Here is a 25,129-nt window from a genome sequence, read left to right as displayed (position 1 = left end):
CGAGCTTTGCTATTTATTGGCCATGGATATTAAAACGACAGTTTCCCGACGCCTTCGATTCCCACAGTACCGCAGATTGCTCTGCGCCTCGGTGGCATTGCTTGCTTTCTGCCTCGGCGCCACGGCCCGCGCAGATAACGTCACCTTGCCTGATCTACTTATCGGCGTCACTCAGGGCTTTCTTGAGTTCACTGTAGAAGATTATCTGGCGACCACCCAGACACCGGGGCGTTATGAAATCCAGGTCAACCAGTTGGACCCGCGCCTGCGCATGCCTATGTGCGACAAGGAATTGACAGCGACCCTGGAAAGCCCTGCCCAGCCTATCGGCCGCGTGACGGTGCGGGTGCGCTGCGATGGCGCCTCGCCCTGGACGGTGTTTGTGCCGGCACAGGTCAAGCTATTCCGCGATGTAGTGGTGGTGGCCCGACCGCTGAAACGCACCGGCATCATTGGTTTTGAAGACGTTGTGCTGCGTGAACGCGACATCAGCCTGATCAACCAGGGCTATCTCACATCAGTGGACCAGGCCATCGGGCAGAAATTGACCCGACCAGTGGTCACCGATCAGGTGATTACGCTGGTGCATCTGGAACAGGCCGAGGTCATTCGCAAGGGCGATCAGGTGGTGATTTCCGCGAGCAGCGGAGGATTGAATGTGAAAATGCCTGGCGAAGCACTGTCCAACGGCGGTATGAGCGAACAGATTCGAGTCAAGAACCTCAACTCCAACCGCGTGATCAAGGCGCGGGTGACAGCCCCAGGGCAAGTCGAGGTCGCTTTATAGATTACTGGTACAGGACGCTGGGTTTTCCTACACTGTGCACGAGAAGTCCCGTGCGGAGATTTATTGTCATTCGCGCCTAAAGTTTGTCCGGGTATGGCCGAAAACATGGCAAGCGTCCAAATACCCAGAGGTTTTTTTATCATGGTCATCGATTTCAGCCGTTTGAATAACGCCCCGACGACGTCAGGCACTACGCGCACCACCAGCACCAAGGACAGCGTAGAAACCAAGGCCCCGGCGCTGCCCGTCAAGGCAGAACAGGCCAGCCAGAGCGGGGAATCCGTACACCTGAGCAATGAGGCTCAACAGTTGCAGAAGGTCACTGACTCGCTGCGCGATCAACCCGTGGTCAATAAAGCCCGTGTGGCCGAATTGAAACAGGCAATCGCCGATGGCAGCTATAAAGTCGACAGCAACCGTGTAGCCAGCAAGCTGCTTAATTTCGAAGCCGAGCGCTAGGCAAAGGCCTGCGCAGGGCTTTTGGACGCTTAAAACCCAAGGCCAGCCATGCATCACGACGAACATTTGCTGCAACTGATCATTGATGATCTAGCGCCGACGCAACAATTGCTGGAGCTGCTAAGAGAGGAATCACTGGCCCTTTACGGCCGGGATATGCCGTTGCTGGAAGAAATTCTGGCCCGCAAACAGTCGCTGATTGTTCTCTTGGAACAGCACGGCAAAAAACGCAGCCAGATCCTGATCAGCCTTGGCCTGCCGGCAGACCACGACGGCTTGGCGCAGCTGGCCAGCCACTCCTCGGTCGGCGATCAGCTCCTAAGCCAGAGCAAAGAACTCAACCAATTGCTCGCCCAGTGCCAGGAAGCCAACCTGCTTAACGGTCAGTCGATCCAGCTTCAGCAAGCCACGACCGCCAACCAGTTGCGCATACTCCACGGCGGAGAGCCGCCGGCACTGTATAACGCCCAGGGATCAACCTCGCGCCTGGTCAAGCCAAGCACCCGCAGCCAAGCCTGACGCCAGTTTACTGTGCGCCCTATCCAAGGCGCGCCACATGCTGGCAAAATGCCGGTTCTTGCGTGTAGTCGTATTTTGTCTGGAGATGGAAGAACCGTGTTCAACGCCCTTAATGCGGAAGATGCGCCGCAGCCACCCAAGGTGCTCACCACGCCTCTGGAAATCGCAGGCACCTTGCGGATGCTGCAAGACAGCCATGACCCGCTGATCATCACCTTCCATGAGCGCAGCCAGCGCTTCCAGAGCTATCTGGTGGACGTTAACCGTGACAGCAGCACGCTGGCGCTGGACGAAATGATCCCCCGTGATGGCGAACGCCACCTCGAAAACGGCGAACCCTTCCGTATCGAAGGCTTCCACGACGGCGTGCGCGTCGCCTGGGAAAGCACCGGCAACCTCAAAATCAGCGAAAAAGATGGCCACCGTATCTACACCGGCAGCCTGCCGGACGAGGTGGTCTACCATCAGCGCCGCAATGCATTTCGCGCCGCGCTGAAGCTGGCACAACTGGTGAACATCGAGCTCGGCGGCGAAAAACTCAAGGCGCCGGTCAACGGCAAATTGCTCGATATCTCCGCCACCGGCTGCAAACTGCGCTTTGAAGGCGACATCTCCGAACGCTTGCAACTGGGCCAGGTCTACGACCGCTTTATCGCCGCCCTGCCGTTTGGCAGCATGACCACTTCGGTCGAGCTGCGTTACCTGCACTTCGAAGAGAAGATAAACACCACCTTTGCCGGCGTGCGCTTCCACAATATGAGTGGCCTGGTGCAGCGCCAAGTCGAACGTTTTGTGTATCAACTGCAGCGAGAAGCGCGGCGCTTCGACAAGGACGACGATTTTTAATCATTAAAGATCGCGGTAAAAAAACGGGCAGATCCTTTGGGGATCTGCCCGTTTTTACTTTCAGGGGCGCGCCCTGCTCAAGTCATGCGGATGCTCTTCCGGCCCCAGAGGTTCCGGCGGCCCGACAAAGGCTGGCTCATCTACTGGCGCCTGGGGATCAGTTTCCGGCTCAGGCTCAGGATTAGGATCAGGGACATTCTGCATCTGCTCCTGCACCACTTGCTCATCGACCCGTGGATCAAGCGCGGCCACCAGCGGCGAACTCGACATGCTGTCGGGCATCGCCACGTGATGCAGCGGGGCATCCTCCACCTGATGCAAATTGGTCACCGCCTTCGGCCGGATGCGCCATACCAGGATCAACGCACACAGGCTGAAGAAGGCATACAGCATTTGGCTGCCGAACATCTTCATGATCACGCCTGCCAGCAACGGCCCGATACTCGCACCAACGCCATAAGTCACCAGCAGCATGGCGGTCAGCGATACTCGACGATCGCCTTCCACATGGTCATTGGAAAACGCCACCGCCAGCGGGTACAGACAGAACTGCACCAGCGAACACAGGAAGCCCGCGACAAACAGCACTTCCAGCGGCACCTGAGTCATGATCGCCAGCGGCAAGGCCGCTACCGCCAGGCACAAGGCAAAACAACGAATCAACAGCGCCCTATCATAACGATCCGACAACCAGCCCAGAGGCCACTGCACCAGCAGTCCGGCAAAAATGCAGCTACCCATGAACAGGCCGACTTGCTCCGTCGTGAGCCCCTGCTGGGACGCATAAAGCGGCGCCAAACCGTAAAACGAACCGACAATCAACCCCGCACCCAACACTGTACTCAGCGACTGGGGCACGCGCTTGATAAAGAAACGCGGCTCCATCGGCGCGGGGTGTAAGGCCGCCGGGTGAATACGTCGAGTCATGGCCACCGGCACCAGGCACAGGGCAAAGCACAGCGCCACCAGCATCAGCAACTCAAGGCCAAGCTGGGGATGCATGACCAGGATCAATTGACCCAGTACCAGCCCAAGGTAGGACGCGATCATATAGCCGCTGAATACCACGCCCCTCTGCTTGGCATCCGCCTGCTCATTGAGCCAGCTCTCGATGACCATGTACTGGCACATCATTCCGAGGCCGACGATCATCCGCAGCACGATCCAGGCCGGCAACCAGTCGATCAGGCCATGGCCCAGCACCGCCGCGCCGACGATACCGGCGCAGGTGGCATAAGCACGGATGTGCCCGACTCTCGCAATCAAGCGGTGCCCGATCTTGCCGCCCAAAACCAGGCCAAAGTAGTTGGCCGCCATCAGCGCACCCACCCATAGGCTGTCGACATGGTCGGCCGCCAGACGCAAGGCCAGGTAGGTACTGAGCAGGCCAGAGCCGATCAGCATCATCAAGGACGCGAAATAAAGGGCTCGAAAAGATTTCCAGATCTGACGCATCGGCGTTCCGAGCGGCTCCTTGCAGTGAGAGACAGGGCTATCGGCATGATAGTCCTGGGTGGCCGGTTCCGGACAGGCGGTATGAGCTGTTTCCGGGGATTAATTTGCTTGAACAGCTCAGACGACACGGGGCGTCGTAAGAGGTACACCATCGCGAAAAATACCCGACAGCACCTGCTGTGAACATTGATCGGCGGCAAGGTTCGATTGTTGTTTGAAAAGACCGAGCACGCACAAAAAAGCCCCGCCCAGAATAGTCTGTGCGGGGCTTTGGAACTGGTGTCCCAGGGCCGGTTCGAACGGCCAACCTTCCCCTTAGGAGGGATATCTCGGGCCTACTAAACAAAGGAAGTAACCCGCCTGCACTGGGCATTTACGTCCGGTTGCGTCCCCAAAAACGGTTCCGTATAGTCGTTATTGCACCCATATTGCACCCACGAGAACCTTGTGAAAGAAAAGATAACCGCCAAGCTGCTCTCTTCTTTGAAAGTGTCGGGACGAGAGTACGAAATCCACGACACAACTATCACAGGGCTTTTCGTTCGCGTCACAGCCGCTGGTGCCAAGTCGTATGTAGTCACCTGGGCTCGAGGCCGCAAAAAAACCTTGGGCCGCGTTGGAATACTGACACTCGACCAGGCCCGCCAAGAAGCCACACAGTACCTAGCTGAAGCTCGCAAGCTTGGAGAGCCACTAGCGGTCACCCAGGGCCGCAAGGGTGCAACACTGCCCTCACTACGCGACTTTATCGACGATACATATATGCCGTGGTTTAAGGCTCACCATAAGGGCGATGAGAAGACTCTGCATACACTGAACAATAACTTCGACGCGGTGATGCCTCAGCGCATTGACGCAATATCTGGCCGTGACCTGGAGCAAATCCGTACCGGCTGGTTGCAAGCAGGAAACAAGGCTTCGACGGTGAATCGAAAGATGGGCTCCATTAGCGGTGTATTCAGTAGGGCCGTGGAGTGGGAATACATTGGCACACACCCAATGGCCAAACTGAAGCAGCTCAAAGTCGACTCGTTGGGATTGGTTCGTTACCTGGACAACGACGAGGCCAAACGTCTGCGAGAGGCGCTGGATGCTAGGCAGGACGAAATGCGTGAAGAGCGAGAAAGCGCTAACCAGTGGCGGATGGATAGAAACAAACAACAGATGCAAAGCTTGTCGCAAGTGCCGTTCACCGATCACCTGAAACCGATGGTTTTGGTCTCCCTGAACACTGGCTTGCGGCGGGGCGAGCTGTTCGATTTGAAATGGTCAGCAGTGAGCTTCGACACAGGCACGATTACTGCTGTCGGGGACACAACCAAAACGAGCGACACAAGGCACATCCCCATGAACAAAGAGACGGTAAGCGTTCTGAGTCAATGGAGGAAGCAAGTAGGCAAGGCTCTGTATGTTTTTCCTAGCCAAGAAGGCGGTCGGCTAGAGGACGTCAAAAGCGCTTGGCTTAAACTTCTGGAACGAGCAAAGATTGACAGCTTTCGCTGGCACGATATGCGCCATGATTTCGCATCTCGTCTCGTGATGGCTGGAGTACCACTGAATACAGTGCGTGACCTGCTGGGTCATTCCGATATCAAGATGACGCTACGTTATGCTCACTTGGCTCCAAGCTCTAAAGCAGCAGCAGTGGAGCTCATTTAGCTTCCGATTTCGCCCTCATTTTTTTGTAATCATCGTAGGACGGCTCGAAGGGTTTGTTGTTCTCGACGAACGCAACGTATCCCTCGATCAACGGCCATTCCTCCCGTATCAAATCCAAATTCACAAAGTATCTCGACGGAGGGGCATAGCCGTTCTTTACGGCATACCCGTTCAAATCTGCGTATAGATCAGTTTGGCCCTTGAAGTAATCGCATCCAATAGCAACCATCGCCTCCCGCCACGTGGTTTCCCCGGCGTAAGTAGGCCCTAACACCCCTGCCCTCACCTTGAAAAGCACTTCATCCTCCGACCAGATGGCGGTGAACAGATTCATGAAGCTGATTTCCCGTCCTCCATTCGCCTGGTTATGGAAGGGACTCACCACGCTCATGTCGTCCAATCCGTTATGCAGGAATGTCTCCAGCAATTTTACGATCTTCTGATTCTGCGAAGCCGAGAACATCTCCAATGCAGCCTTGAGGTATGGATCAATCCTTGCGGAAAGCACGACCTTTTTTGAGCGGTTAGCCATCTGTCACCCTTAAACGTCTACAAACAAAATGCTTGCAGATCGTGTTACTTACAAATAATATGTTTACGTCCGGGACAGTATCGTACAGTCCCATAGGTCATTCAAGGAGAAAGCAGATGAACCATGCGGAAACGTCGTCTTCGCTGTCCGTAAGCGTTGAGGAAGCAGCACGCCTGACGAGTCATTCACGGTCGGGGATTTACGAAGTGATTGCCTCAGGCGACCTCAAAGCGTTCAAGCTTGGGCGTCGACGCTTGATCTTGATGACCGAGCTGAAGGCATGGATTGAGCGGGTGGCGAAGGATGGCGCCAGGTGACGGCGACAGTGCCAGGGAGACCAACAAACGAAGGGATTCAAATCAAATTTCGGCCTGGTAATTACAGGCCTGAAAGAAAAAGTGCCGAGTCAGTGTTTCGACCACTGACCCGACTCACCGCACAGAACTTTGAGGAAAAAACCATGCGACCGTTGAATTCTACTCCCCTGCTGAAGACGTATGCCAGCCCCGACCCAACTGCAATGAAACAATCGTTTTCATATCGCGGATTTGCAGTCAGAGGAGTGTTGGCATGATCACCATCAGCTTGTTTGATCGCGCCGGCCACTCGCTCGGCCAGCTAACGCTCTCATCGACCACTTTCCTCATCGATCTTGAAGCTCTTCGCACCATTGGCGCCTGGCGCGTGGGGATTAACAAATGAATCGCCCCTACAGCCTGTCCGAAGATGAGTTCCACAAGTTAGAGCGTGCACAGGACTCCATCACATTGATGAGCATTTTGTTCGGTGAGGTGCAACGGTCAACTACGTATTCTCCGCAGATGATCGCCTCATTTCTGGATGTGCTTGGAGAGGACATTTCTCTGGTGATCCAGTCCGTGGTGAATGAGCTGCCGAAGCCGCGTCTTGAGTTACGGGAAGAAAACCATGTCAGGTGACTTGCAAATCGATCTGACGGATCTGATTGGCTCGATCCACGAACTGATTCAACAGTTGCAACGCCCAGCAGTTGCAGTGGGAGACGAGCTGTGGACATCACTGGACATCGCCCATTACCTAAAGCTGTCGGCACACACAGTTGAGCGGAGGGTCGTTGTTCAGACCAACTTTCCGAGCTGTGTGCAGCCCTGCGGCACTGGTGTGAAAGCTGCGAAAAGATGGTTTGCAGCAGAGGTTATCGCTTGGTTACGCCAACATCACACCAGGTCGCCCGTTGGGAGGCGATCAAGAAAATAGGATCACAGCTGGTCACCTGCAATGTGAGCTATTACGCCAGGCTAGCAGGCATATAAGCCCTGCCACCCTACTCCCATCAATAAGGAAAACTCGAGATGAAAGCTTTTCAAGAGCGCACTTATGCGCTGATGGGATCGGCTTGCCCAAAGAAAGCCTGCTACACCCGCGAAGCCATTCACGGCGGTTTGTATTTGCGGGCCACTGTCGTTCGGGCGGGTGCGCAGTCATGACAAAGCTGAGTCCCATCGACCTGATTCGTCACACCGCTGTACACGCCCTCTCCGCCGCTGAAACCCTGCTGCCTGAATGGTTTCCCAGTGGATCGCGCAAAGGCCGCGAGTGGGTGGCGGCCAACACTGCTCGCGGGGATCGGCAGGCCGGTTCCTTTGGTGTTTCGCTCGACTCTGGTCGGTGGAATGACTTTGCCGACAGCGGTGCCCATGGCGGTGATCTGGTGTCGTTGCTGGCCTATCTGCGCGGATGTGGGCAGTTGGAAGCAGCCAAGGAAATTGACGAGCGCCTGCGACTGGGCCTTTTCAATCTCTCGTCTGCCGATGCTCTGCAGCTCCAGGAGCGCCGCCGACAGACCGAGCAGGAGCGAGCCTCGTGGCGTCTGCGTGAGCAGCAGCTCCAGGAGGAGAAAAATCGTGATGCTGCCCGTCATGCTTCGCAGCTCTGGCAAAAGGGGAAACCTGCCTATCCACTTCACACCTACCTGCTGGCGAAAGGTGTACAGCCGTATCTGTTGCGCCAGTCGGGCCAAGGCCGCCTTTTGGTTCCGCTCTGCGATGACGGGCGATTGGTCAATCTGCAAATCATCACCCCGGACGGCGGCAAACGCTTTTTGAAAGATGGCCGTGTCCATGGCTGCTATTCGCCACTGGGCAAGTTCTCCGAAGGATGCCGCCTGTATGTCTGCGAAGGTTGGGCCACGGGCGCAACCCTGCACAAAAACACAGGGAGTCCGGTGGTCTGCGCAATGAACGCGGGCAACCTCAAAGCCGTGGCCATGGCCATGCGTGAGCGCTACGGCGCAACGCTGGATCTGGTAATTGCCGGTGATGACGACCGCGAAACCATTGGCAATCCGGGAAGGCGCGCTGCCAACCAGGCAGCCCGAGAAACCGATGCTCGTGTGGTTTTCCCCGAGTGGCCCGATGACGCCCCGTCCCACCTATCCGATTTCAACGACCTGTACCTCTGGCTTGCAGGTCGATCATTAGAGAGCCGCAAGGTATGAGCACTCACGAAAAAACCTCCACTCTGAGCCTAGTTGGCGATCCTGTAGCTCCTGTCCCTGAAAAGCTGGAACGGCCACGTTATGCCGTTTACGAGATCGCTCGCACAATCGAGGGCAGGACATACAAGCCTGGCACCTGGTATCACGGTTTGAAGCAAAGCGGCCCCGATGAAAAGGCTATCCCCGTAGATAACTGGATCTGCGCACCGTTAACTGTCGAAGCCGAAACGGTTAACTCGGAAGACGGCACCATTGGGCGGCTGCTGTCATTTAGTCACCGGGGGAAGCGGATCGAGTGGGTCATGCCCATGGAGTCACTAGCCGGTAAGGGTGATGAGGTCATGAAGGTTTTGTTGGGCCGGGGGCTAGTCATCGAGCACCACCAGCGCCGCCAGATCGTGCCCTACCTAGCGAGCCATCAATCGCCCGAATTGGTAATCGCGACCACCACCAAACCAGGCTGGCATGAGTCGGGAGCATTCGTGCTGCCGTCTCGCGTCATTGGTGGAGACAACGTGCGTTTCCAAGACTCTGGCAGGGCGGCAAACATCTTCACCAGCAAGGGGTCTATCAGCGGCTGGCAGACCGAGATTGCTACCCGCTGCCTGGGGAACCCCGTGTTGATCCTGTCGGTCTGTTGCGCCCTGGCAGGGCCTCTGCTCGCCAAGCTGGGGGTGAATGGGGGCGGTGTGCACCTAGTAGGTGATTCGTCGAGTGGCAAATCGCTAGCTCAGCTCTTGGCCGCTTCGGCGTGGGGTAATCCAGGGAGCTTCGCGGCGTCATGGGACGTATCGAAAGGCGGTGTCGAGATTGAGGCTGCCTCGCGCAACGACACCGTGTTGATCCTGGACGAAATTAAACGGGCCGATCCCAAGCGAGTTCAGGAAATGGCGTATGCCATCGCCAACGGGATGGGCAAGGGCACCATGACAAGGGAGCGAGAGGGGCGCGCCAAGTTGACTTGGCGTGTACTGGCGCTTTCCAGCGGCGAGCGCTCATTGTCAGACCACGCAGCCATCGGTGGTAGTGGGGCCCACGCCGGGGCCGAACTGCGCATGGTGGACGTCAATGCCGGTACTCGTACACACCGCGCCTTCGATGATGTGCACGGAATGAGTGGGCAAGAGTTTCACCGAACGCTTAACGATGCAGTTTCTCAGAATTACGGCCATGTAGGCCCAGCGTTTGTGGAGTCTCTGATTCAACAACCCGAGGATCTGCATAGCGCCTTCCGACAGGTTCGGGAGGCCTTTGCCACCGAAGGTTCACAGGCTGGCCGTGTAGCTGATCGTTTCGCGATTATGGCTCTGGCCGGTGAGTCGGCTATCCGCCGCAATCTACTGAACTGGCCCAAAGGTACTGCCGTCAATGCATGCCGACTCCTGTTTAACGAATGGCTTTCAACAATGGGAGACGGCAGCGCCGAGGATCGGCAAATACTGCGTGGTATCGCTAACTTTATTGACTTGCACGGCGACAGTCGTTTTTCCGAGTTCCGTCACTCTGGAACCACTACCGTGCATAACCGAGCCGGTTATTACGAGGTCGATGATGGTGTGCGTCTGTACTTATTCAATAAGCCAGGTCTGGCAGAGGCCGCTATCGGTTTCAGTCTGGATAGGATTATTCGTGCGCTTCAGAACGTTGACGCGCTCGCCAAAGTGGACAATGAGAAAGGCCAGAAGCGCGCCAACAAAAGCTACGTCATGCCAGGGGGAGGAAAGTCGCGTTTTTATGTGATTGATCCCGCAAAACTCGACCAGGAAGCTTCAGGCCGATGAGGCAAGTTTGCACGCCAGGAGGACGCTCTCAATTGTCGTAGTGAATCAATTCCCTTTGTCGTCGTGACCCGATTCCCTTGAAATCATGGAGCGAAGGCGCGCGCAGTTGTCAGGCTGCTTATGGGTGCAAACTGGCAGCGGCAGTGTTTTTTCAAGGGAATGAAGGGAATCAGGGAATGGGCCAGTAATACGCGGCCTACAGCATTCCCTTAATAGAATAGAGAAAAGGGATAAGGGAATACATCTCTGTTTAATAAGGGCTTTGTTCTCTAAAACATTCCCTTGAAAAAAAAGCAGGGAATGAAGAAATGCTCTGTAGACCCCAGTTTACAAGGGCTATCCCTGAATCCCGCGTATCCCTTCTGTTTTCGAAATCAGACGCGGTAACAGGGGGGTATGTGGTTTTTGTTGACGGATCTGAAGATATTTGATTGGGCTTGCGGAGATTGGAAGCCGTGGCCAAGGACAATCAGGCACGCCACCGTCACTGACCCCCTCCCTCTTGGCGAGCAGCTTTTCCTCCGCCTAATCTGGTCACAGGATGTCTGCCGCATACCGGTCATCACTGTCCGGTTTTATCCCGCCCGCCCGGTTAATTAGATCAATTGTTGTCCACGGGCCGGAGCGACCACGGAATATGTGCACCCCCTGCTCGATCAATGAACGCTCAACGTCAGAGCGCCTTTGATACCCCGTCACGTGCTGAAGATCCTGAAAGGTCAAAACTCCTGGTACGGCCCCTGTCATGCCAACATATCCAACTGCTGGAGCAACTGCGTTTGCTGATCGTCGCTAAGTTTTAATAGGCGTTCAATCATTGCGCTGTCTGCTGGTTTAATTTTCGAGGGCTTAAGTGTGTGCGATAATCGCAACTCCGAAACAAACCCATGCCCACAAGTAGGATCAAGGCATATGCAATAAAGCTTTGTATACTCCAGTGCTTCTTTTACAACTCTAGTAATGAGCGCCTTACTCCCACAATCCCTACAATAAATTCGCATCGAGTCAGCCCCTGAAAAGCGTATTAAGACATTGCACTGTGTTAATATTAACATGTAGAAGCAGCATAATGTGCAACCTCACCACCGTTTCTAATTAAAGCAAGCAACCTACCCGCACTTCAACTCCGTCAATAGAGAGCCCTCATGAGCAGCAATAACGGCAATGAAAAGTTTTCAATCTTAAAGCAGGCATATGCCAAGGTCTACAAAGCCCCTAAAGGGGCTCGTTCATTTGCTGTCGAACCTAGTGCAGCCCAATCACTCAATGAAAATATTACGGCAAAATCTGACTTTCTAGAACGCATCAACATTGTTCCAGTTAGTGAGATCAAAGGCGAGAAAGTCATGTTCGGGGTAACCGGCCCTGTAACCAGCCGAACTGACATCAAAACTAAAGACCGCGAAGTTAAAGACTTTTCCAACTTGGAAAATAATACTTACGAACTGTCGCCTACCGAATCGGATGTTAGTCTGCCATTCGCTAAACTTGATGCCTGGGCCAAGTTTCCGGACTTCCACAAGCGCTATTCCGACGCGGTGCAAAAGCAAATCGCCTTAGATCGCATGATGGTTGGGTTTCGTGGCACTCATGCCGCCGCACAGACCGACATTGAAGCCTTCCCCATGCTCGAAGATGTCAACAAAGGCTGGCTGCAACAGGCCCGTGAGAAGGTGCCAGGCCAGGTGCTCAGTCAGGGTCTGGAGGCTGGCAAGATTCGCCTGGGTGAAGGCGGCGACTATGCCAACCTGGACGCCCTCGTATATGACGTAACGCGAGCGATTGACGAAAACTTACGCGAAGCCGGCGACCTGATCGCGATCATCGGATCTGACCTGCTGGCTCACGCCAAGGCCGTGTTATATGCCAAGCAGGCGGGCACACCCACAGAGAAAGAGCGTATAGAAAGTGCGCAGGTCGTGAGCACCTATGGCGGCGTACCGAGTTTCAGCGTGCCGTACTTCCCGGTGAACGCCGTACTGGTCACCAGCTGGGACAATCTGTCGATCTACTTCCAAGAATCCAGCTGGCGCGTAATCATGCTGGAAAATTCGAAGCGTAACCGCGTCGAAGATTACAACAGCCGGAACGAAGGCTATGTAGTTGAGCAGTTTGGGAAACTCGCCATGGCTGAGAACGTAGAACTGGTGTGATAAGCCTCGCACCAGGACGCAAACAACATAATCTAACTGAGTAAGGATTAACGCAATGCAACTCGCCACCATTGACCGAGAAAAATTGAGCCCCGAACTACAGCAGAGCCTGGCTAACTTCGAGGTCAACAGAGACGCTTACATCGCTCTGCAAAATCGATACATCGAGGTAATGCAAGAAAACCAACGACTCACACAGAAAGCCGCCGAACTTGAAGGTCAGGCCAACCGCACGGACGCCTCTTGGAATGCCCAGGGCAAGTCAGGCACCATCGAGCAGAGCAAAATCAATGACGAAATTGAACGTAGTGCTCAGCTCAGGAAGGACGCTCAGGAATTGCGCTTCACCGCCGAAGCGCGAGCCGGTATTCCAAACAGCTTAATTATTCAGGTAGCCGAGGCGCGCTTAAAGTTGGTGGGCGTTCCAAGTTCGATCAACAAACTATTTCAACAGGATCTGTTAGAGCAGGCGCTAAAGCAGGGTGGCACTCTCGAAATTCTGTTGGAGCTGTTCACATTATCCCACGCCGTAATGCTAAAAAGTCTTGCCGAGCATGATGTGGTGCTCTCTCGCTGTAACAGCCAGCACGAACGACAAATGAAAATTCAAGAACTCACCTGGATTGCTCTCGGGAAAAAACTTGAACAGTTATTTGATGGGGCCGAGAAAGAAACACAGGCTCCAACACTGGCAGCGATGCCGCCTGCTGTACCGAAAGAAGCAGCCGTAGATAACACTGCTGCCCTTCTGAAACTTAAGCGCACAATCGCCGCGTCCTGAGATTCAGCGACCAGTCAGTTTAGGAGTCTCGCATAGGCTCAGATCGTAGGAGCCCAACGTGAGCAAGCTGGATCGTTTCATGCGGGAAAGGGACGTGCTCGATGTCACCTCCCTTTCTCGAACCACTCTCTGGCGACTGATGAAAAGCGGACAGTTCCCCAGACCTGTCCGCATCTCACCAGGGCGTGTCGGATGGCGTGAGTCAGCAATCATTGCCTGGCAGGAAAATCCTGCTGAGTGGTGCCCAGTTAAGGCCGTGTAAACGGCCTAACTCCCCCTTCGCTTTGCCGCCTCACCCGTAAGGCCTGCCAGTTCCGGCGACTCTCAAAAAAGCTGTTTTCAGACCCTCCCTCAAATGGGCGAAAGCTGTGTTTTCGATTGCACCACCGCAGGCGCTCGCACGAAGGGACATGCAATCGACAAAACCCCGCAAACTGGGCTGAAAGCCTTGTTCCATATGGCCTGCACGCTTTCAATTCGCTCCCATCGCATCACGAATGCAACCAAAAAAAACAAGCCGTTCACTTTGAGAAAACTCCGCCGCACCCCTATTGCCATTGGGTTTGGTGACTTGAAACACCGTCAGGAATGGCGCATTGCCTGTGCAATGGTTTTGCATTTCTTTGCAAAACTTTGCACAAAATGAAAAGGGCGATTGCCTGGGAAGCCCCACGGCCCGCCTGGGCTGGAGGATGGTTTGCACTACATCTGTGTTTGCAAAAAAAACACACACGAAGCCCGTCGGCGGGAGGGGGATAAGTGCTTTTTCAGGAAGTTTTATTTTCGCTGCCGTTTTTTTCGCTATCGGCCTTATGTGACCAGATATACTCGCCTCACGCTGCCTGGCGTTGTTGAATTCTCTCGGGGCAACGTCAGCCAGCCTGCAAACGACCGACCCCGCCCAGTGCGGGGTTTGTCGTTTTCTGCATTAGAGGTTAGGCAGTGCGCTCAGCCAAGCGTGAGTTCCTGATTGTGGCGAGCCTTTCGCGCCTGGGCTTTGTCATTGGCCTGACTCCCTTCAAGCATTTTTAGACGATGCTCTAGGGCGGACTTTTCAGCAGCGAGCACAACCGCTGCCAGCTCCGCCTCACTGACCTGGTTCACCAGGCCATCAATGGCCCTGGAGCGCCGATCCAGATCCACTTCTCTGTTGCGCAGCTGTTGCTCCCGCCGTTCTATTTCTTGCTGGCGATATTCCACCTGGGCCGCTGCTTTTTTCACGGCCCTCGCACGCGACAGCACTGCCTGTTTTGAACGCGCGTGACGAGCTGCGCCCTGGGCATTGGCGCTGGCCACGGCTTCGGCTCGCTGCCAGGCTTCAGTCTTCACGCCGATAGCCGCCGCCGCATAGTCGCGAGGCTTCAGCACCGGCGCTTCGCCTGCTGTTGCCATGGTTGAGTAGAACGCCGACACCGCCTCATGTTTCGCCTTGGAACCCTCCACGCCGCGCTCCAGGCGACGCAGCGCCCCAACCTCGGCATGGAAACTGGTTTGCATCGCTCTGAGTTTCTCAGGCCCGCCGAGGAAGTCACGGCACGACAGCCGCATGTCTGCCGTCATCGGCACAACGTAAACGACCATATGCGGCGTTGATTCATCCAGGTGAACGGTCGCGCTGAGGACATTCTCTGCACCGTGGCGCGTCTTCAGCCACTTCAACGCATCGGCAAAATAACCGTCCCCCATATCATCCAAACGCCCGCCGTGACGCTTGAAAGCTTCAGGGGACGCGGTGACCAGGTACTCAATCACGAGCACCGCATCCTTGCGCCTTTTCGTCGGCAGCGTGCGCACCAGGGCAGCGAGTATCTGATCCGATCCTTTGGCCCCCACCGTTCGGTTTCGTCCGGTGAGTGCGGGATCTGCATTCGGGGTGGGCTGCATCCTGAACGTGTGCTGTGCCGACCTCGACACCGCCCCCATGCTCTTGAGTTTCTTCGCCCTGATAATTGCGTAAGCCATAGCGCTTCTCCGTCGCCTTTAACTGCCTTATCAGTCAGTTAAGCGCTTGGAGCACCACCCATTGCAACCCCCCAGTTTGAACAAACTGAAGGCAGCAACGTGTAACCCACTACACATCGCTTCGCGATGGTGGGCCTGCTGCGCAGAAAAAAAAAGCAAACAGCAACCCCAACGCCGTCCCTGTTTGAGCATGCACAAACGGGTCAAGGAACTTCTGGGGAGGCTGGATTGGGCATTCGGGCCACGGCAAGGCATGCAGATTCTTCTGCTACAACCGTTTTGCGAACCAGAGACAGCGGAGTTTAAAGCTTACAGACGCTGTTCGGCTGTCGCTAAAAATACCAAGCAGGCTCCAGTCATATGAAGCATGTAGGCCACGAGGTAATCTGGAACGACAGTTGGTTCAGCTCCCTGCCCGTGACCGGCAAGATTATTTCGCCCGGTAGGCACCGCGGCCTCAAGCAAGCTTTTGAGAGATGTAAATTGAGTTTGCCAAAAGGCAGGGATCAAACCATTTTCCATACAAACCTTGATCAGCGAGCTTGCAGTTTCCTTGCCAGAGACAGTCCAGCCTCGCTTCACACAGATGGCTTTCATTAGGCTTTCGAAGGATTTCAAGCACTCGTTCAGTGCCTCCTTAGAGTTTCCGTGCCGGTAATGCTCGTGGGCCTTCAAGAATTCCTCTTGTGGCCCGGCGTAGAATTTACTCTCCAAAAGCCTAAGTGCTGGCTTTACCACCTCAGCGTGCAATAACTGCGAGTCAACCCGTAAAATTTCACCGTTTACGAATTGATAGCCAAATGCATGCTCCTTGAACCGTTGATTCAGTTCGTCGATTGCCTTATCAGCGATTTGATTCGCCTCGTGCCGCCCCATGAACGTGAAGTTACGACTCACTGTGTCGACAGCGCGGAAGCAAAGTTCGACGACGTCTAACGCCTGCTCCAGGTCATCAGTTTGCAAAAGGAAGTCAGCGACTTCTTCAAAGAGGCGCCGCTGCCCGCCTTTTTTAGCCGTGGGCAAAGAGAACATTCCGTATTCCCTGCAAAGCGCATCGGAAATAGATCTCCAGCAATCTACTTGAACAAAGTCCCCTGGACGGCCCAAAGCGTCGCACATCACGTGCACTATCTGAACACGCAGAGGATGTGGTAACTGATCGTATTGGTAAACGTCTGACACTTCGCCTCGAAGTTTCTTTTGGCGCTTTGAGAAAATATCGAACAACGCCATGAACTGGCTCCTCCATGATGAACGAGCCGGAAAACAGTACCGGCATTCTCAAACTGCACCCATCCTGCACCCACAGCGCAAAATGGAAAAACGACAATATTGTGCGAAGCCCCGAAATATATGGTGTCCCAGGGCAGGTTCGAACTGCCAACCTTCCCCTTAGGAGGGGGATGCTCTATCCAATTGAGCTACTGGGACAAATGACAGCCGTCGGGCCAAGGGCATTGCGACGGACGGCGTGCATGTTAACGGCCGAGTTAGGTTTTGTCATGTCGTCCGTGGGCTTTTTGAGTGTAGGAGGATCCGCGCCCCGGAGGTTGCGGTTTCGACCCGCAAATACGGGCACTCAGGCTAATCGTGCAAAATGCACTCCCCCAAAATGCCAGCATTGCAAATTGCAAGTCTTTGACATCTTTATCAATACCTAAACAATTGATTTTATTGAATTAATAGATTGGCACGACACCTGCAATACTTCTCCCATACCACCCCTTCAGCCACGGCGTTAAGCGGAGAACATGACCATGAACAGTGCCCTTTTGTTAACCCTTAACGCCATCGCTCTGGCTACGCTGGTCACATTCCATTTTCAGTCGGCGGGCGATAATGACCCAGCACAGATCAGCCAGGCTGTTCCGCACCACTTGCAACAACGCCCGCAGCTGGCAGTCATGACGCCGAACGCGCAATCCCCGGTACGCTTGACTCAAGGCACTCAGGCCGCCCCGGCCTCCGAACACTGGGTTTTTTAAGGTAACCGCTCATGACCAAAACTGCCTGGCTTTTTCTGTGCCTGACCACTGTCACTGGCATCTACGGCTTGGGTGCCGAGTCCCAGGACACTCAACTCAACGCACTGATTGCGAGCGGTGTCTGCGCCTGCATTCTACTGCTGACCCTTGTTATGGGTCGCCGCATCAAATTCGACCCGGTTTTGCGCTGACCCCCTCCCCCTTCGTCCTACCTTATGTCGCCTCGCCCTAGTAAATCGGCAAATTGCCACTAGTCTTAAAGACAGGGGCAAAAGGCCACTTTGCTATACGATGTGCCGCCCGAATGCCCCGTTGCGGCCCGTTCTACGGGAAGATCGTCAAGCGCCCCTCTCGCAGAAAAGTTTTCCAACCAGTCCGCAAAAATGCAAATCAGTGCTGGCATAAAGCCTTTAGGCAGTTCAATATTTGTCACAGAATTGACGCCAAGGAACTGGCAAATCTGAGGCATGATGCGGCCTCTTTGCAATTCGGGTTGAACTTTGGTCGTGAGTCTTGTCTTAACTCTCATCGCTTGCGGCCAATTCCAAAAACCGCTCCCCTGAACTAACCGGTTAAATATATGCGCCCATTGAAACAGGCAATTTATTCCAGCCGTACGGCTGACAAGTTCGTCGTACGTCTGCCAGACGGAATGCGGGAACGCATTGCCGAGGTGGCTCGCAATCATCACCGCAGCATGAACTCCGAAATCATCGCGCGCCTGGAACAGAGCCTTATTCAGGAAGGCGCACTAGGTGACGAGTTGAGCATGCGCCTGGATAGTCCTGAGCTGTCACTGCATGAACGCGAACTGCTGCAGCGTTTTCGTCAGCTCTCCCATCGCCAGCAAAATGCCCTCGTCTCGCTTATCGCGCACGACGTAGAGGCGGCCGCAGAAGCCAATTGATCTGCAACTGAAAGCCGAGGCCAGCCATGTGCTGGCTTTTTTTTGCCTGGAATTTAGAAAGGTAATGCGAGGCTGGGGGGCAAATTTGCCCCCACCGTCGGAAGGGATCAGAGCAGGAAGATCGTCGCCAGACCCAGGAAGATAAAGAAGCCGCCACTGTCGGTCATGGCGGTGATCATCACGCTGGCGCCCATGGCTGGATCTCGGCCGAGGCGCGCCAGCGTCATGGGGATCAGCACACCCATTAGCGCTGCCAGGAGCAAGTTGAGCGTCATAGCGGCGGTCATCACCACCCCCAGCGACCAGCTGCCATAGAGCAAGTAAGCCACCAGACCAATCACACCACCCCATACCAGGCCGTTGATCAGACCCACTGCCAGCTCCTTGCGCAGCAGGCGCGAAGAGTTGGCGGTACTCACCTGATCCAGCGCCATCGCGCGTACGATCATAGTAATGGTCTGATTACCGGAGTTACCGCCAATTCCTGCCACAATCGGCATCAACGCAGCCAAAGCCACCAGTTTTTCGATAGACCCCTCAAAAAGCCCAATCACACGAGAGGCTATAAATGCCGTGATCAGGTTCACCGCCAGCCAGGCCCAGCGGTTATGCAGCGAACGCCAGACCGACGCAAAAATATCTTCCTCTTCACGCAAACCCGCCATGTTGAGGACTTCGGTTTCACTCTCTTCACGAATAAGGTCGACGATTTCGTCGATGGTCAGACGACCGATCAGCTTGCCGTTCTTGTCGACCACGGGCGCCGAGATCAAGTCGTAGCGCTCAAAAGCCTGCGCCGCGTCGTAGGCGTCTTCGTCCGGATGAAAACTGACGGTATCGCTAGCCATCAGGTCAGCAACCCTTTTTTCAGGATCGTTGACCAGCAGCCGCTTGATCGGCAGCACGCCCTTGAGAATGCCTTCGTAGTCAACCACGAACAGTTTGTCGGTATGACTCGGCAGCTCTTTCAAACGACGCAGGTAACGCAACACCACTTCAAGGCTGACATCCTCTCGGATGGTGACCATCTCGAAGTCCATCAGCGCGCCGACCTGGTCCTCGTCATAGGACAACGCGGAGCGCACGCGCTCACGCTGTTGGCCGTCGAGTGCCTCCATCAGCTCATGGACAACATCACGGGGCAGCTCAGGGGCCAGGTCAGCCAGTTCGTCGGCGTCCATTTCCCTGGCCGCAGCCAGGAGCTCGTGATCGTCCATGTCGGCGATCAGGGTTTCACGAACAGAATCGGATACTTCGAGCAGGATGTCGCCGTCGCGGTCGGCCTTGACCAACTGCCAGAGGGTCAGTCGATCATCGAGCGGCAAGGCTTCCAGAATGTAGGCAACGTCGGCGGAGTGCAGATCATCGAGCTTGCGCTGCAATTCGACGAGGTTTTGCCGGTGAACCAGGTTTTCGACGCGGTCGTGGTTTGGACCTTCCTGGCGATGCGTAAGGTCTTCGACCACGCGCTGGCGCTGCAGCAGCTCAATGACTTGAGCCAAGCGATCTTGCAGGCTTTCTTGTGTTTTCTTTACTTCTACTTCGGTCATAGGCGAACTCCACTCCCAGCAGCGGGGCACGCCGGAAGGATCAATCAGTCAATTCATGATTGGTAAAGCGGGGTACTGAGTAACTACTGGGTAAGTCCATGGAGATATTCCACAAGCCCCGGCGGGGCTGACGGGCGCAATGATACACCGACCGACCATCTTAAATGTCAAAAAACTGGAAAGAACAAGCGCTTGCGAGCCAAAGCTGAGTATTGGCTGCATCTTAGAACTGCGACGCCACGGCGCGAAGGGAAAACACACAAGGAAGGAGAAAAAGATAAAGTCCGACACAAACCCCAGACGGCAAAAAGCCCGCACTAGGCGGGCTTTTTGTTTGTATGGTGCACTCGACAGGATTCGAACCTGTGACCGCTCGGTTCGTAGCCGAGTACTCTATCCAGCTGAGCTACGAGTGCAGATTGTGTTTTTAGACCAGATCACAACTGGTTGAAGCCAAGTTAACCGCATTGCTGCAACTAACTCTTAAATGGTGCACTCGACAGGATTCGAACCTGTGACCGCTCGGTTCGTAGCCGAGTACTCTATCCAGCTGAGCTACGAGTGCATTTGTTGCCGCGCATTATAGGCCGTTCAATCTCTATGTAAAGCTATTTTTTCGTTAATTTTCAACAACTTACCGAAAAAATCAGATTGCAACGTACTAAGCAAATAATGGCGGAGAACGGGGGATTCGAACCCCCGACACCCTTTTGAGGTGTACTCCCTTAGCAGGGGAGCGCCTTCGGCCACTCGGCCAGCTCTCCGCAACACGGGGCGTATATTAACCACGTTCCTCCCCGTTTGCAAACATAAAAAACGATAAAAATTAAAGGCTTGGTTCTTCGTCCTTCTCTTTCTTGATCCGCAGGTAGATTTCCTCGCGGTGGACCGCTACCTCTTTCGGAGCATTAACCCCGATACGTACTTGATTGCCTTTGACGCCGAGCACGGTCACGGTGATTTCGCCATCACCGATAATCAGGCTTTCTGCGCACCGACGAGTCAGAATCAGCATACCTTTCTCCTCACGCATTTCATTTCAGGAACAACAGTCTGCAAAAAAAAGGCGTTCGACCTACGACTCGAGAGTCATAGCCCTAACGACCTAAGTATTGTCGAGCGCACACAAAAGACCATGCGCCCTACAAAAAAAGGAAAGGCGCGGTAGACCGCGCCTTCCTGGCACTACATCACTCGCCCTGTCGGGCCGGAGCGTCTAGCTCAAACGCGGTATGCAGCGCGCGCACAGCAAGCTCCAGGTACTTCTCTTCGATCACTACCGAGACTTTGATTTCAGACGTGGAGATCATCTGGATATTGATGCTTTCCTTGGCCAGAGCCCCAAACATACGGCTGGCAACGCCGGCATGGGAACGCATGCCCACACCCACGATCGACACCTTGGCAATCTTGATATCGCCGACCACTTCACGGGCGCCAATCTCGCTCGCGGTGTTCTCCAGGATTTTCAATGCCGCATCGTACTCGTTGCGGTGCACAGTGAACGTGAAATCGGTGGTGTTATCGTGCGAGACGTTCTGCACGATCATGTCGACTTCAACATTCGCATCACTGATCGGGCCCAGAATCTTGAAGGCCACGCCCGGGGTGTCTGGCACGCCACGGATCGTCAGCTTGGCTTCATCGCGGTTGAAAGCGATGCCGGAAATGATCGGCTGTTCCATGGATTCCTCTTCATCAATAGTAATGAGGGTGCCCGGACCCTCTTTGAAGCTGTGCAATACGCGCAGCGGAACGTTGTACTTGCCGGCGAACTCCACCGCGCGGATCTGCAAAACCTTGGAACCGAGGCTGGCCATTTCCAGCATCTCTTCGAAGGTGATCTTGTCCAGACGCTGGGCCACGGAAACGACACGCGGGTCAGTGGTGTAGACGCCATCCACATCGGTGTAGATCTGGCACTCATCAGCCTTGAGAGCTGCCGCCAGGGCCACGCCGGTAGTGTCCGAACCGCCACGCCCGAGGGTGGTGATGTTGCCGTGTTCATCCACACCCTGGAAGCCCGCTACAACTACCACGCGGCCAGCTTTCAGATCAGTGCGAATTTTCTGATCATCGATCTGCAGAATGCGCGCCTTGGTGTGCGCACTGTCGGTGAGGATACGCACCTGGCTGCCCGTGTAGGACACCGCAGGAACGCCACGCTTGTTCAGGGCCATGGCCAGCAAGGCGATGGTCACCTGCTCACCCGTAGAGACGATCACGTCCAGCTCACGCGGGAGCGGTTGCTGGTCGCCACTGATTGCCTTGGCCAGCTCGATCAAGCGATTGGTCTCGCCGCTCATGGCCGACAGCACCACCACCAGGTCGTCGCCAGCATCGCGGAATTTCTTAACCTTGTCGGCAACCTGCTCGATTCTTTCGACAGAGCCGACCGAGGTGCCTCCAAATTTCTGTACGATCAAAGCCATTTCTAAGCCGCCTCAGCCCGTAAAGGGGCGCCTAAATATCCAATCAACCAGCACCGAACAAGCCCGCGACTAGACCACGGGCCAGTTAACAGCGCCTTAAATACCTGCCTCGACAAACGGCACGGTCAGGGCCAGGGCCGCATCCAGAGCACCGGCATCGACACCACCGCCTTGCGCCATGTCCGGACGACCACCGCCCTTCCCGCCCACCGCCGCGGCGGCTTGCTTCATCAAATCACCGGCCTTGAGTTGGCCAGTCAGGTCTTTGGTTACACCGGCAACCAGAACGACCTTATCCTCATGGACACCGCCGAGCAGGATCACTGCGCGGCCGAGCTTGTTCTTCAACTGATCGACCAGGGCCAACAGCGCCTTACCATCCTGACCATCCAGGCGCGCCGCCAGGACTTTCACGTCCTTGACGTCCACCGCAGAAGACGACAGATCGTCGCCCGCCGCACTGGCTGCCTTGGCCTGCAACTGCTCCAGCTGTTTTTCCAGAGCACGGTTGCGCTCCAGCACGGCGGACAGCTTGTCGATCAGGTTGTCGCGGCTGCCCTTGACCAGGCTGGCCGCTTCCTTGAGTTGTTCTTCGGCCGCATTGAGGTAGGCCAGGGCCGCAGCGCCAGTCACCGCCTCGATACGTCGCACACCGGAGGCCACACCGCCTTCACTGATGATCTTCAGCAGGCCAATGTCGCCGGTGCGGTTGGCGTGGATACCACCACACAGTTCCACCGAGAAGTCGCCGCCCATGCTCAGTACGCGCACGTTGTCGCCGTACTTCTCGCCGAACAGTGCCATGGCGCCCTTGGCCTTGGCGGTCTCGATATCGGTTTCCTCGGTTTCAACCGGGGTGTTCTTGCGCACTTGTGCATTGACGATATCTTCCAGGGCCTTGATCTGCTCCGGCTTAATCGCTTCGAAGTGGCTGAAGTCGAAACGCAGACGCTGGCTATCGACCAACGAACCCTTCTGTTGGACGTGCTCACCCAGCACCTGACGCAATGCAGCGTGCAGCAAGTGAGTGGCCGAGTGGTTCAAGGCGGTTGCATGCCGTACTTCGGCATCGACCTGCGTGTCCACTGGCGCGCCGACCGTCAAGTTGCCCAGCACCAACACGCCGTGATGCAGGAACGCACCGCCGGTCTTGGTGGTGTCACGCACTTCAAAACGCCCCGATGTCGAGCTCAGGAAACCACAGTCACCGATCTGGCCACCCGACTCGGCGTAGAACGGCGTCTGGTCCAGGACCACAACGGCTTCGTCGCCTTCATTTAGAACGTCGACCGACTTGCCATCTTTATAGAGGGCAACGATCTTGGCCGAGCCAAGGGTCGCCTTGTAGCCAGTGAACTCGGTAGGCACATCAACTTTGACCAGGGTGTTGTAGTCCAGGCCAAAGGAGCTGGCGGAGCGAGCACGTACGCGCTGGGCTTCCATCTCACGTTCGAAGCCAGCTTCATCAATGGTCAGCTCGCGCTCACGGGCGATGTCAGCGGTCAGGTCCATCGGGAAGCCATAGGTATCGTAAAGCTTGAACACCACATCGCCCGGCACCACGGTGCCTTTGAGCTCAGCCAGGTCCTGTTCCAGGATCTTCAGACCGTGCTCCAACGTCTTGGTGAACTGCTCCTCTTCAGCCTTGAGCACGCGCTCGATGTTGCCCTGCTGCTGCTTGAGTTCTGGAAACGCTTCGCCCATCTCAGCCACCAAGGCGGCAACGATTTTGTAGAAGAAGCTTCCGGTGGCGCCCAACTTGTTACCGTGGCGGCAGGCTCGACGAATGATGCGGCGCAGCACATAGCCACGGCCTTCGTTGGACGGCAGCACACCGTCGGCAATCAGGAAGCCGCAGGAACGAATATGGTCCGACACAACCTTGAGCGAAGACTGGCCCTCATTGGCGCAACCAATGGCCGCCGCCGACGCGCTCAGCAGGTTGGTAAACAGGTCGATTTCATAGTTGGAGTGAACGTGCTGCATCACCGCACTGATCCGCTCCAGGCCCATGCCGGTGTCCACCGACGGCGCCGGCAGCGGATGCAACACGCCATCGGCGGTGCGGTTGAACTGCATGAATACGTTGTTCCAGATCTCGATGTAACGGTCGCCGTCTTCTTCCGGCGAGCCCGGCGGGCCACCCCAGATGTCGGCGCCGTGATCGTAGAAGATCTCGGTGCAAGGGCCACATGGGCCGGTATCGCCCATCGTCCAGAAGTTGTCGGAGGCGTAAGGCGCGCCCTTGTTGTCGCCGATGCGAATCATGCGCTCGGCAGGCACACCGATTTGTTGGGTCCAGATGTCATACGCTTCATCGTCCGTCGCGTAGACGGTGACCCAGAGTTTTTCCTTTGGCAGCTTCAGCACGCCGGTCAGGAAGGTCCAGGCGAAGGTAATCGCATCTTTTTTGAAATAGTCACCGAAGCTGAAGTTACCCAGCATTTCGAAGAACGTGTGGTGACGGGCGGTATAGCCGACGTTTTCCAGGTCACTGTTCTTGCCGCCGGCACGTACGCACTTCTGGCTGCTGGTGGCGCGGGTGTAGGCGCGCTTTTCCTGGCCCAGGAAGCAGTCCTTGAACTGGTTCATCCCCGCGTTAGTGAACAGCAGGGTTGGGTCATTGCCTGGGATCAAAGAGCTGGAGGCGACACGGGTGTGACCTTGCTCTTCGAAGAAGCGAAGGAAGGCTTCACGGATTTCTGCGCTTTTCATTAGGTTCTTCCACGGAGGCTGCGGCCAAAGGCCAGTGCGCAACATCATCAGACGGAGCGACGGCAAAAGGCCGCATTATATCGGCCCTTTGCCGGGGGTACAGCGTGTTTATGCGATAGAGACGCTCAAT

At 55.5% G+C, this 25,129-nt stretch carries 27 protein-coding genes, 4 tRNA genes and 1 pseudogene; 19 read left to right on the top strand and 13 right to left on the bottom strand.

Annotated elements, in window-relative coordinates; all coding sequences use genetic code 11:
• Positions 1–22: 22 nt before the first annotated feature.
• From flgA to G9Q84_RS08400, 4 genes are all read left to right on the top strand, one after another.
• Positions 23–787 carry a flagellar basal body P-ring formation chaperone FlgA gene (gene flgA, locus G9Q84_RS08415; protein WP_099601981.1) on the top strand — a complete coding sequence of 255 codons (765 nt, stop codon included), beginning with the start codon at positions 23–25 and terminating at the stop codon, positions 785–787.
• Positions 788–928: 141 nt separating this feature from the next.
• Entirely contained in the window at positions 929–1,246 is a 318-nt protein-coding gene (gene flgM / locus G9Q84_RS08410) for a flagellar biosynthesis anti-sigma factor FlgM (RefSeq protein WP_095185680.1), read from the top strand.
• 48 nt (positions 1,247–1,294) lie between these two features.
• A complete protein-coding gene (locus G9Q84_RS08405; RefSeq protein WP_032886768.1) occupies positions 1,295–1,765 on the top strand; it encodes a flagella synthesis protein FlgN in 471 nt (156 codons plus the stop codon).
• A gap of 96 nt (positions 1,766–1,861) precedes the next feature.
• Positions 1,862–2,611: a flagellar brake protein gene (locus G9Q84_RS08400; RefSeq protein ID WP_032886767.1), complete on the top strand. Its 750-nt coding sequence runs from the start codon at positions 1,862–1,864 to the stop codon at positions 2,609–2,611.
• A 60-nt stretch (positions 2,612–2,671) separates the two neighbouring features.
• Here the strand turns inward: G9Q84_RS08400 and G9Q84_RS08395 are convergent, their stop codons facing one another.
• On the bottom strand, positions 2,672–4,066 hold the full coding sequence (locus G9Q84_RS08395) for an MFS transporter (RefSeq protein WP_122756353.1): 1,395 nt from the start codon (positions 4,064–4,066) through the stop codon (positions 2,672–2,674).
• A 447-nt stretch (positions 4,067–4,513) separates the two neighbouring features.
• Here G9Q84_RS08395 and G9Q84_RS08390 point away from each other — a divergent pair, with 447 nt between their 5' ends.
• Positions 4,514–5,725, top strand: coding sequence for a phage integrase (locus tag G9Q84_RS08390; protein ID WP_181643130.1), 1,212 nt, complete (start codon positions 4,514–4,516; stop codon positions 5,723–5,725).
• Here the strand turns inward: G9Q84_RS08390 and G9Q84_RS08385 are convergent.
• Positions 5,718–6,257, bottom strand: coding sequence for a hypothetical protein (locus tag G9Q84_RS08385; RefSeq protein ID WP_181643129.1), 540 nt, complete (start codon positions 6,255–6,257; stop codon positions 5,718–5,720). The two genes, G9Q84_RS08390 and G9Q84_RS08385, sit on opposite strands and share 8 nt — an antisense overlap.
• 116 nt (positions 6,258–6,373) lie before the next feature.
• On the opposite strand from G9Q84_RS08385, the gene G9Q84_RS08380 reads away from it, so the two are divergent.
• The 6 genes from G9Q84_RS08380 to G9Q84_RS08365 all read left to right on the top strand — a co-directional run bounded on the left by G9Q84_RS08380 (position 6,374) and on the right by G9Q84_RS08365 (position 10,514).
• A complete protein-coding gene (locus G9Q84_RS08380) occupies positions 6,374–6,574 on the top strand; it encodes a helix-turn-helix domain-containing protein (RefSeq protein ID WP_181643128.1) in 201 nt (66 codons plus the stop codon).
• Positions 6,575–6,827: 253 nt separating this feature from the next.
• On the top strand, positions 6,828–6,959 hold the full coding sequence (locus tag G9Q84_RS29530; protein ID WP_274602993.1) for a hypothetical protein: 132 nt from the start codon (positions 6,828–6,830) through the stop codon (positions 6,957–6,959).
• Positions 6,956–7,195 (top strand): hypothetical protein, encoded by a 240-nt coding sequence (locus G9Q84_RS08375; RefSeq protein WP_181643127.1) that lies wholly within the window; start codon positions 6,956–6,958, stop codon positions 7,193–7,195. Before G9Q84_RS29530 ends, G9Q84_RS08375 begins: the two co-directional genes overlap by 4 nt.
• 393 nt (positions 7,196–7,588) lie before the next feature.
• Complete coding sequence (locus G9Q84_RS29525) at positions 7,589–7,723, top strand: hypothetical protein (RefSeq protein ID WP_274602992.1); 135 nt, start codon at positions 7,589–7,591, stop codon at positions 7,721–7,723.
• Positions 7,720–8,733, top strand: a complete 1,014-nt coding sequence (locus G9Q84_RS08370) for a toprim domain-containing protein (RefSeq protein WP_181643126.1) — start codon at positions 7,720–7,722, stop codon at positions 8,731–8,733. The genes G9Q84_RS29525 and G9Q84_RS08370 overlap by 4 nt, the downstream gene beginning before the upstream one ends.
• Entirely contained in the window at positions 8,730–10,514 is a 1,785-nt protein-coding gene (locus G9Q84_RS08365; RefSeq protein ID WP_181643125.1) for a DUF927 domain-containing protein, read from the top strand. Before G9Q84_RS08370 ends, G9Q84_RS08365 begins: the two co-directional genes overlap by 4 nt.
• Positions 10,515–11,048: 534 nt before the next feature.
• On the opposite strand, the gene G9Q84_RS29195 is transcribed toward G9Q84_RS08365, so the two are convergent.
• Positions 11,049–11,261, bottom strand: a complete 213-nt coding sequence (locus G9Q84_RS29195; protein ID WP_242461402.1) for a hypothetical protein — start codon at positions 11,259–11,261, stop codon at positions 11,049–11,051.
• Positions 11,262–11,659: 398 nt separating this feature from the next.
• Here G9Q84_RS29195 and G9Q84_RS08355 point away from each other — a divergent pair, with 398 nt between their 5' ends.
• The 4 genes from G9Q84_RS08355 to G9Q84_RS08340 all read left to right on the top strand — a co-directional run bounded on the left by G9Q84_RS08355 (position 11,660) and on the right by G9Q84_RS08340 (position 14,094).
• The gene (locus tag G9Q84_RS08355; protein WP_181643124.1) at positions 11,660–12,667 is read left to right on the top strand and encodes a phage major capsid protein, P2 family; all 1,008 of its coding nucleotides are present in this window, start codon (positions 11,660–11,662) and stop codon (positions 12,665–12,667) included.
• A gap of 55 nt (positions 12,668–12,722) precedes the next feature.
• Positions 12,723–13,448 (top strand): hypothetical protein, encoded by a 726-nt coding sequence (locus G9Q84_RS08350; protein WP_181643123.1) that lies wholly within the window; start codon positions 12,723–12,725, stop codon positions 13,446–13,448.
• Positions 13,449–13,527: 79 nt separating this feature from the next.
• Positions 13,528–13,710, top strand: coding sequence for a helix-turn-helix transcriptional regulator (locus G9Q84_RS08345; RefSeq protein ID WP_185160044.1), 183 nt, complete (start codon positions 13,528–13,530; stop codon positions 13,708–13,710).
• A gap of 93 nt (positions 13,711–13,803) precedes the next feature.
• On the top strand, positions 13,804–14,094 hold the full coding sequence (locus tag G9Q84_RS08340; RefSeq protein ID WP_181643121.1) for a hypothetical protein: 291 nt from the start codon (positions 13,804–13,806) through the stop codon (positions 14,092–14,094).
• 302 nt (positions 14,095–14,396) lie between these two features.
• Here the strand turns inward: G9Q84_RS08340 and mobV are convergent, their stop codons facing one another.
• Positions 14,397–15,410, bottom strand: coding sequence for a MobV family relaxase (mobV, locus tag G9Q84_RS08335; protein ID WP_181643120.1), 1,014 nt, complete (start codon positions 15,408–15,410; stop codon positions 14,397–14,399).
• 190 nt (positions 15,411–15,600) lie between these two features.
• On the opposite strand from mobV, the pseudogene G9Q84_RS29190 reads away from it, so the two are divergent.
• Positions 15,601–15,716: pseudogene (locus G9Q84_RS29190) on the top strand (recombinase family protein); the annotation flags it as partial.
• A 3-nt stretch (positions 15,717–15,719) separates the two neighbouring features.
• On the opposite strand, the gene G9Q84_RS08330 reads toward G9Q84_RS29190, so the two are convergent.
• The gene (locus tag G9Q84_RS08330; RefSeq protein WP_181643119.1) at positions 15,720–16,643 is read right to left on the bottom strand and encodes an STM4504/CBY_0614 family protein; all 924 of its coding nucleotides are present in this window, start codon (positions 16,641–16,643) and stop codon (positions 15,720–15,722) included.
• Positions 16,644–16,764: 121 nt separating this feature from the next.
• Positions 16,765–16,841 (bottom strand) — tRNA-Arg (locus G9Q84_RS08325).
• A 326-nt stretch (positions 16,842–17,167) separates the two neighbouring features.
• Between G9Q84_RS08325 and G9Q84_RS08320 the strand changes: the two genes are divergently transcribed.
• The 3 genes from G9Q84_RS08320 (at position 17,168) to G9Q84_RS08310 (ending at position 18,302) form a co-directional block, all read left to right on the top strand.
• Complete coding sequence (locus G9Q84_RS08320; RefSeq protein ID WP_032886764.1) at positions 17,168–17,395, top strand: hypothetical protein; 228 nt, start codon at positions 17,168–17,170, stop codon at positions 17,393–17,395.
• An 11-nt stretch (positions 17,396–17,406) separates the two neighbouring features.
• Positions 17,407–17,586: a PA3371 family protein gene (locus tag G9Q84_RS08315; RefSeq protein ID WP_032886763.1), complete on the top strand. Its 180-nt coding sequence runs from the start codon at positions 17,407–17,409 to the stop codon at positions 17,584–17,586.
• 389 nt (positions 17,587–17,975) lie between these two features.
• On the top strand, positions 17,976–18,302 hold the full coding sequence (locus tag G9Q84_RS08310) for an Arc family DNA-binding protein (protein WP_003175643.1): 327 nt from the start codon (positions 17,976–17,978) through the stop codon (positions 18,300–18,302).
• A 107-nt stretch (positions 18,303–18,409) separates the two neighbouring features.
• Here G9Q84_RS08310 and mgtE read toward each other — a convergent pair whose 3' ends face one another.
• The 7 genes from mgtE to alaS form a co-directional block, all read right to left on the bottom strand.
• Positions 18,410–19,852: a magnesium transporter gene (mgtE, locus tag G9Q84_RS08305; protein ID WP_032886762.1), complete on the bottom strand. Its 1,443-nt coding sequence runs from the start codon at positions 19,850–19,852 to the stop codon at positions 18,410–18,412.
• A 339-nt stretch (positions 19,853–20,191) separates the two neighbouring features.
• Positions 20,192–20,268 (bottom strand) — tRNA-Arg (locus tag G9Q84_RS08300).
• Positions 20,269–20,340: 72 nt separating this feature from the next.
• Positions 20,341–20,417: transfer RNA gene (locus G9Q84_RS08295), tRNA-Arg, on the bottom strand.
• A 108-nt stretch (positions 20,418–20,525) separates the two neighbouring features.
• Positions 20,526–20,616 (bottom strand) — tRNA-Ser (locus G9Q84_RS08290).
• A gap of 62 nt (positions 20,617–20,678) precedes the next feature.
• Complete coding sequence (gene csrA / locus G9Q84_RS08285; RefSeq protein ID WP_003175645.1) at positions 20,679–20,867, bottom strand: carbon storage regulator CsrA; 189 nt, start codon at positions 20,865–20,867, stop codon at positions 20,679–20,681.
• A gap of 175 nt (positions 20,868–21,042) precedes the next feature.
• Positions 21,043–22,284 carry an aspartate kinase gene (locus G9Q84_RS08280; RefSeq protein ID WP_032886761.1) on the bottom strand — a complete coding sequence of 414 codons (1,242 nt, stop codon included), beginning with the start codon at positions 22,282–22,284 and terminating at the stop codon, positions 21,043–21,045.
• A 96-nt stretch (positions 22,285–22,380) separates the two neighbouring features.
• On the bottom strand, positions 22,381–24,999 hold the full coding sequence (gene alaS, locus G9Q84_RS08275) for an alanine--tRNA ligase (RefSeq protein WP_032886760.1): 2,619 nt from the start codon (positions 24,997–24,999) through the stop codon (positions 22,381–22,383).
• Positions 25,000–25,129 lie beyond the last annotated feature (130 nt).

This window comes from Pseudomonas sivasensis (assembly GCF_013778505.1).
Lineage (GTDB): Bacteria > Pseudomonadota > Gammaproteobacteria > Pseudomonadales > Pseudomonadaceae > Aquipseudomonas > Aquipseudomonas sivasensis.
Note: the sequence above shows the minus strand (reverse complement) of the source record. Positions and strands in the feature narration are given on the sequence as shown.

Excerpts from the sequence above, each read along its gene's own strand:
- G9Q84_RS08350 (WP_181643123.1), top strand. The coding sequence starts at position 12,723 with ATGCAACTCGCCACCATTGACCGAGAAAAATTGAGCCCCGAACTACAG.
- G9Q84_RS08340 (WP_181643121.1), top strand. The coding sequence starts at position 13,804 with ATGGGCGAAAGCTGTGTTTTCGATTGCACCACCGCAGGCGCTCGCACG.
- mgtE (WP_032886762.1), bottom strand. The coding sequence starts at position 19,852 with ATGACCGAAGTAGAAGTAAAGAAAACACAAGAAAGCCTGCAAGATCGC.
- G9Q84_RS08315 (WP_032886763.1), top strand. The coding sequence starts at position 17,407 with ATGACCAAAACTGCCTGGCTTTTTCTGTGCCTGACCACTGTCACTGGC.
- G9Q84_RS29525 (WP_274602992.1), top strand. The coding sequence starts at position 7,589 with ATGAAAGCTTTTCAAGAGCGCACTTATGCGCTGATGGGATCGGCTTGC.
- G9Q84_RS08405 (WP_032886768.1), top strand. The coding sequence starts at position 1,295 with ATGCATCACGACGAACATTTGCTGCAACTGATCATTGATGATCTAGCG.
- alaS (WP_032886760.1), bottom strand. The coding sequence starts at position 24,999 with ATGAAAAGCGCAGAAATCCGTGAAGCCTTCCTTCGCTTCTTCGAAGAG.
- flgM (WP_095185680.1), top strand. The coding sequence starts at position 929 with ATGGTCATCGATTTCAGCCGTTTGAATAACGCCCCGACGACGTCAGGC.
- G9Q84_RS08395 (WP_122756353.1), bottom strand. The coding sequence starts at position 4,066 with ATGCGTCAGATCTGGAAATCTTTTCGAGCCCTTTATTTCGCGTCCTTG.
- G9Q84_RS08375 (WP_181643127.1), top strand. The coding sequence starts at position 6,956 with ATGAATCGCCCCTACAGCCTGTCCGAAGATGAGTTCCACAAGTTAGAG.
- G9Q84_RS08365 (WP_181643125.1), top strand. The coding sequence starts at position 8,730 with ATGAGCACTCACGAAAAAACCTCCACTCTGAGCCTAGTTGGCGATCCT.
- G9Q84_RS08320 (WP_032886764.1), top strand. The coding sequence starts at position 17,168 with ATGAACAGTGCCCTTTTGTTAACCCTTAACGCCATCGCTCTGGCTACG.
- flgA (WP_099601981.1), top strand. The coding sequence starts at position 23 with ATGGATATTAAAACGACAGTTTCCCGACGCCTTCGATTCCCACAGTAC.
- G9Q84_RS29530 (WP_274602993.1), top strand. The coding sequence starts at position 6,828 with ATGATCACCATCAGCTTGTTTGATCGCGCCGGCCACTCGCTCGGCCAG.
- G9Q84_RS08370 (WP_181643126.1), top strand. The coding sequence starts at position 7,720 with ATGACAAAGCTGAGTCCCATCGACCTGATTCGTCACACCGCTGTACAC.
- G9Q84_RS29195 (WP_242461402.1), bottom strand. The coding sequence starts at position 11,261 with ATGACAGGGGCCGTACCAGGAGTTTTGACCTTTCAGGATCTTCAGCAC.
- mobV (WP_181643120.1), bottom strand. The coding sequence starts at position 15,410 with ATGGCTTACGCAATTATCAGGGCGAAGAAACTCAAGAGCATGGGGGCG.
- G9Q84_RS08310 (WP_003175643.1), top strand. The coding sequence starts at position 17,976 with ATGCGCCCATTGAAACAGGCAATTTATTCCAGCCGTACGGCTGACAAG.
- G9Q84_RS08380 (WP_181643128.1), top strand. The coding sequence starts at position 6,374 with ATGAACCATGCGGAAACGTCGTCTTCGCTGTCCGTAAGCGTTGAGGAA.
- csrA (WP_003175645.1), bottom strand. The coding sequence starts at position 20,867 with ATGCTGATTCTGACTCGTCGGTGCGCAGAAAGCCTGATTATCGGTGAT.
- G9Q84_RS08385 (WP_181643129.1), bottom strand. The coding sequence starts at position 6,257 with ATGGCTAACCGCTCAAAAAAGGTCGTGCTTTCCGCAAGGATTGATCCA.
- G9Q84_RS08355 (WP_181643124.1), top strand. The coding sequence starts at position 11,660 with ATGAGCAGCAATAACGGCAATGAAAAGTTTTCAATCTTAAAGCAGGCA.
- G9Q84_RS08280 (WP_032886761.1), bottom strand. The coding sequence starts at position 22,284 with ATGGCTTTGATCGTACAGAAATTTGGAGGCACCTCGGTCGGCTCTGTC.
- G9Q84_RS08345 (WP_185160044.1), top strand. The coding sequence starts at position 13,528 with ATGCGGGAAAGGGACGTGCTCGATGTCACCTCCCTTTCTCGAACCACT.
- G9Q84_RS08330 (WP_181643119.1), bottom strand. The coding sequence starts at position 16,643 with ATGGCGTTGTTCGATATTTTCTCAAAGCGCCAAAAGAAACTTCGAGGC.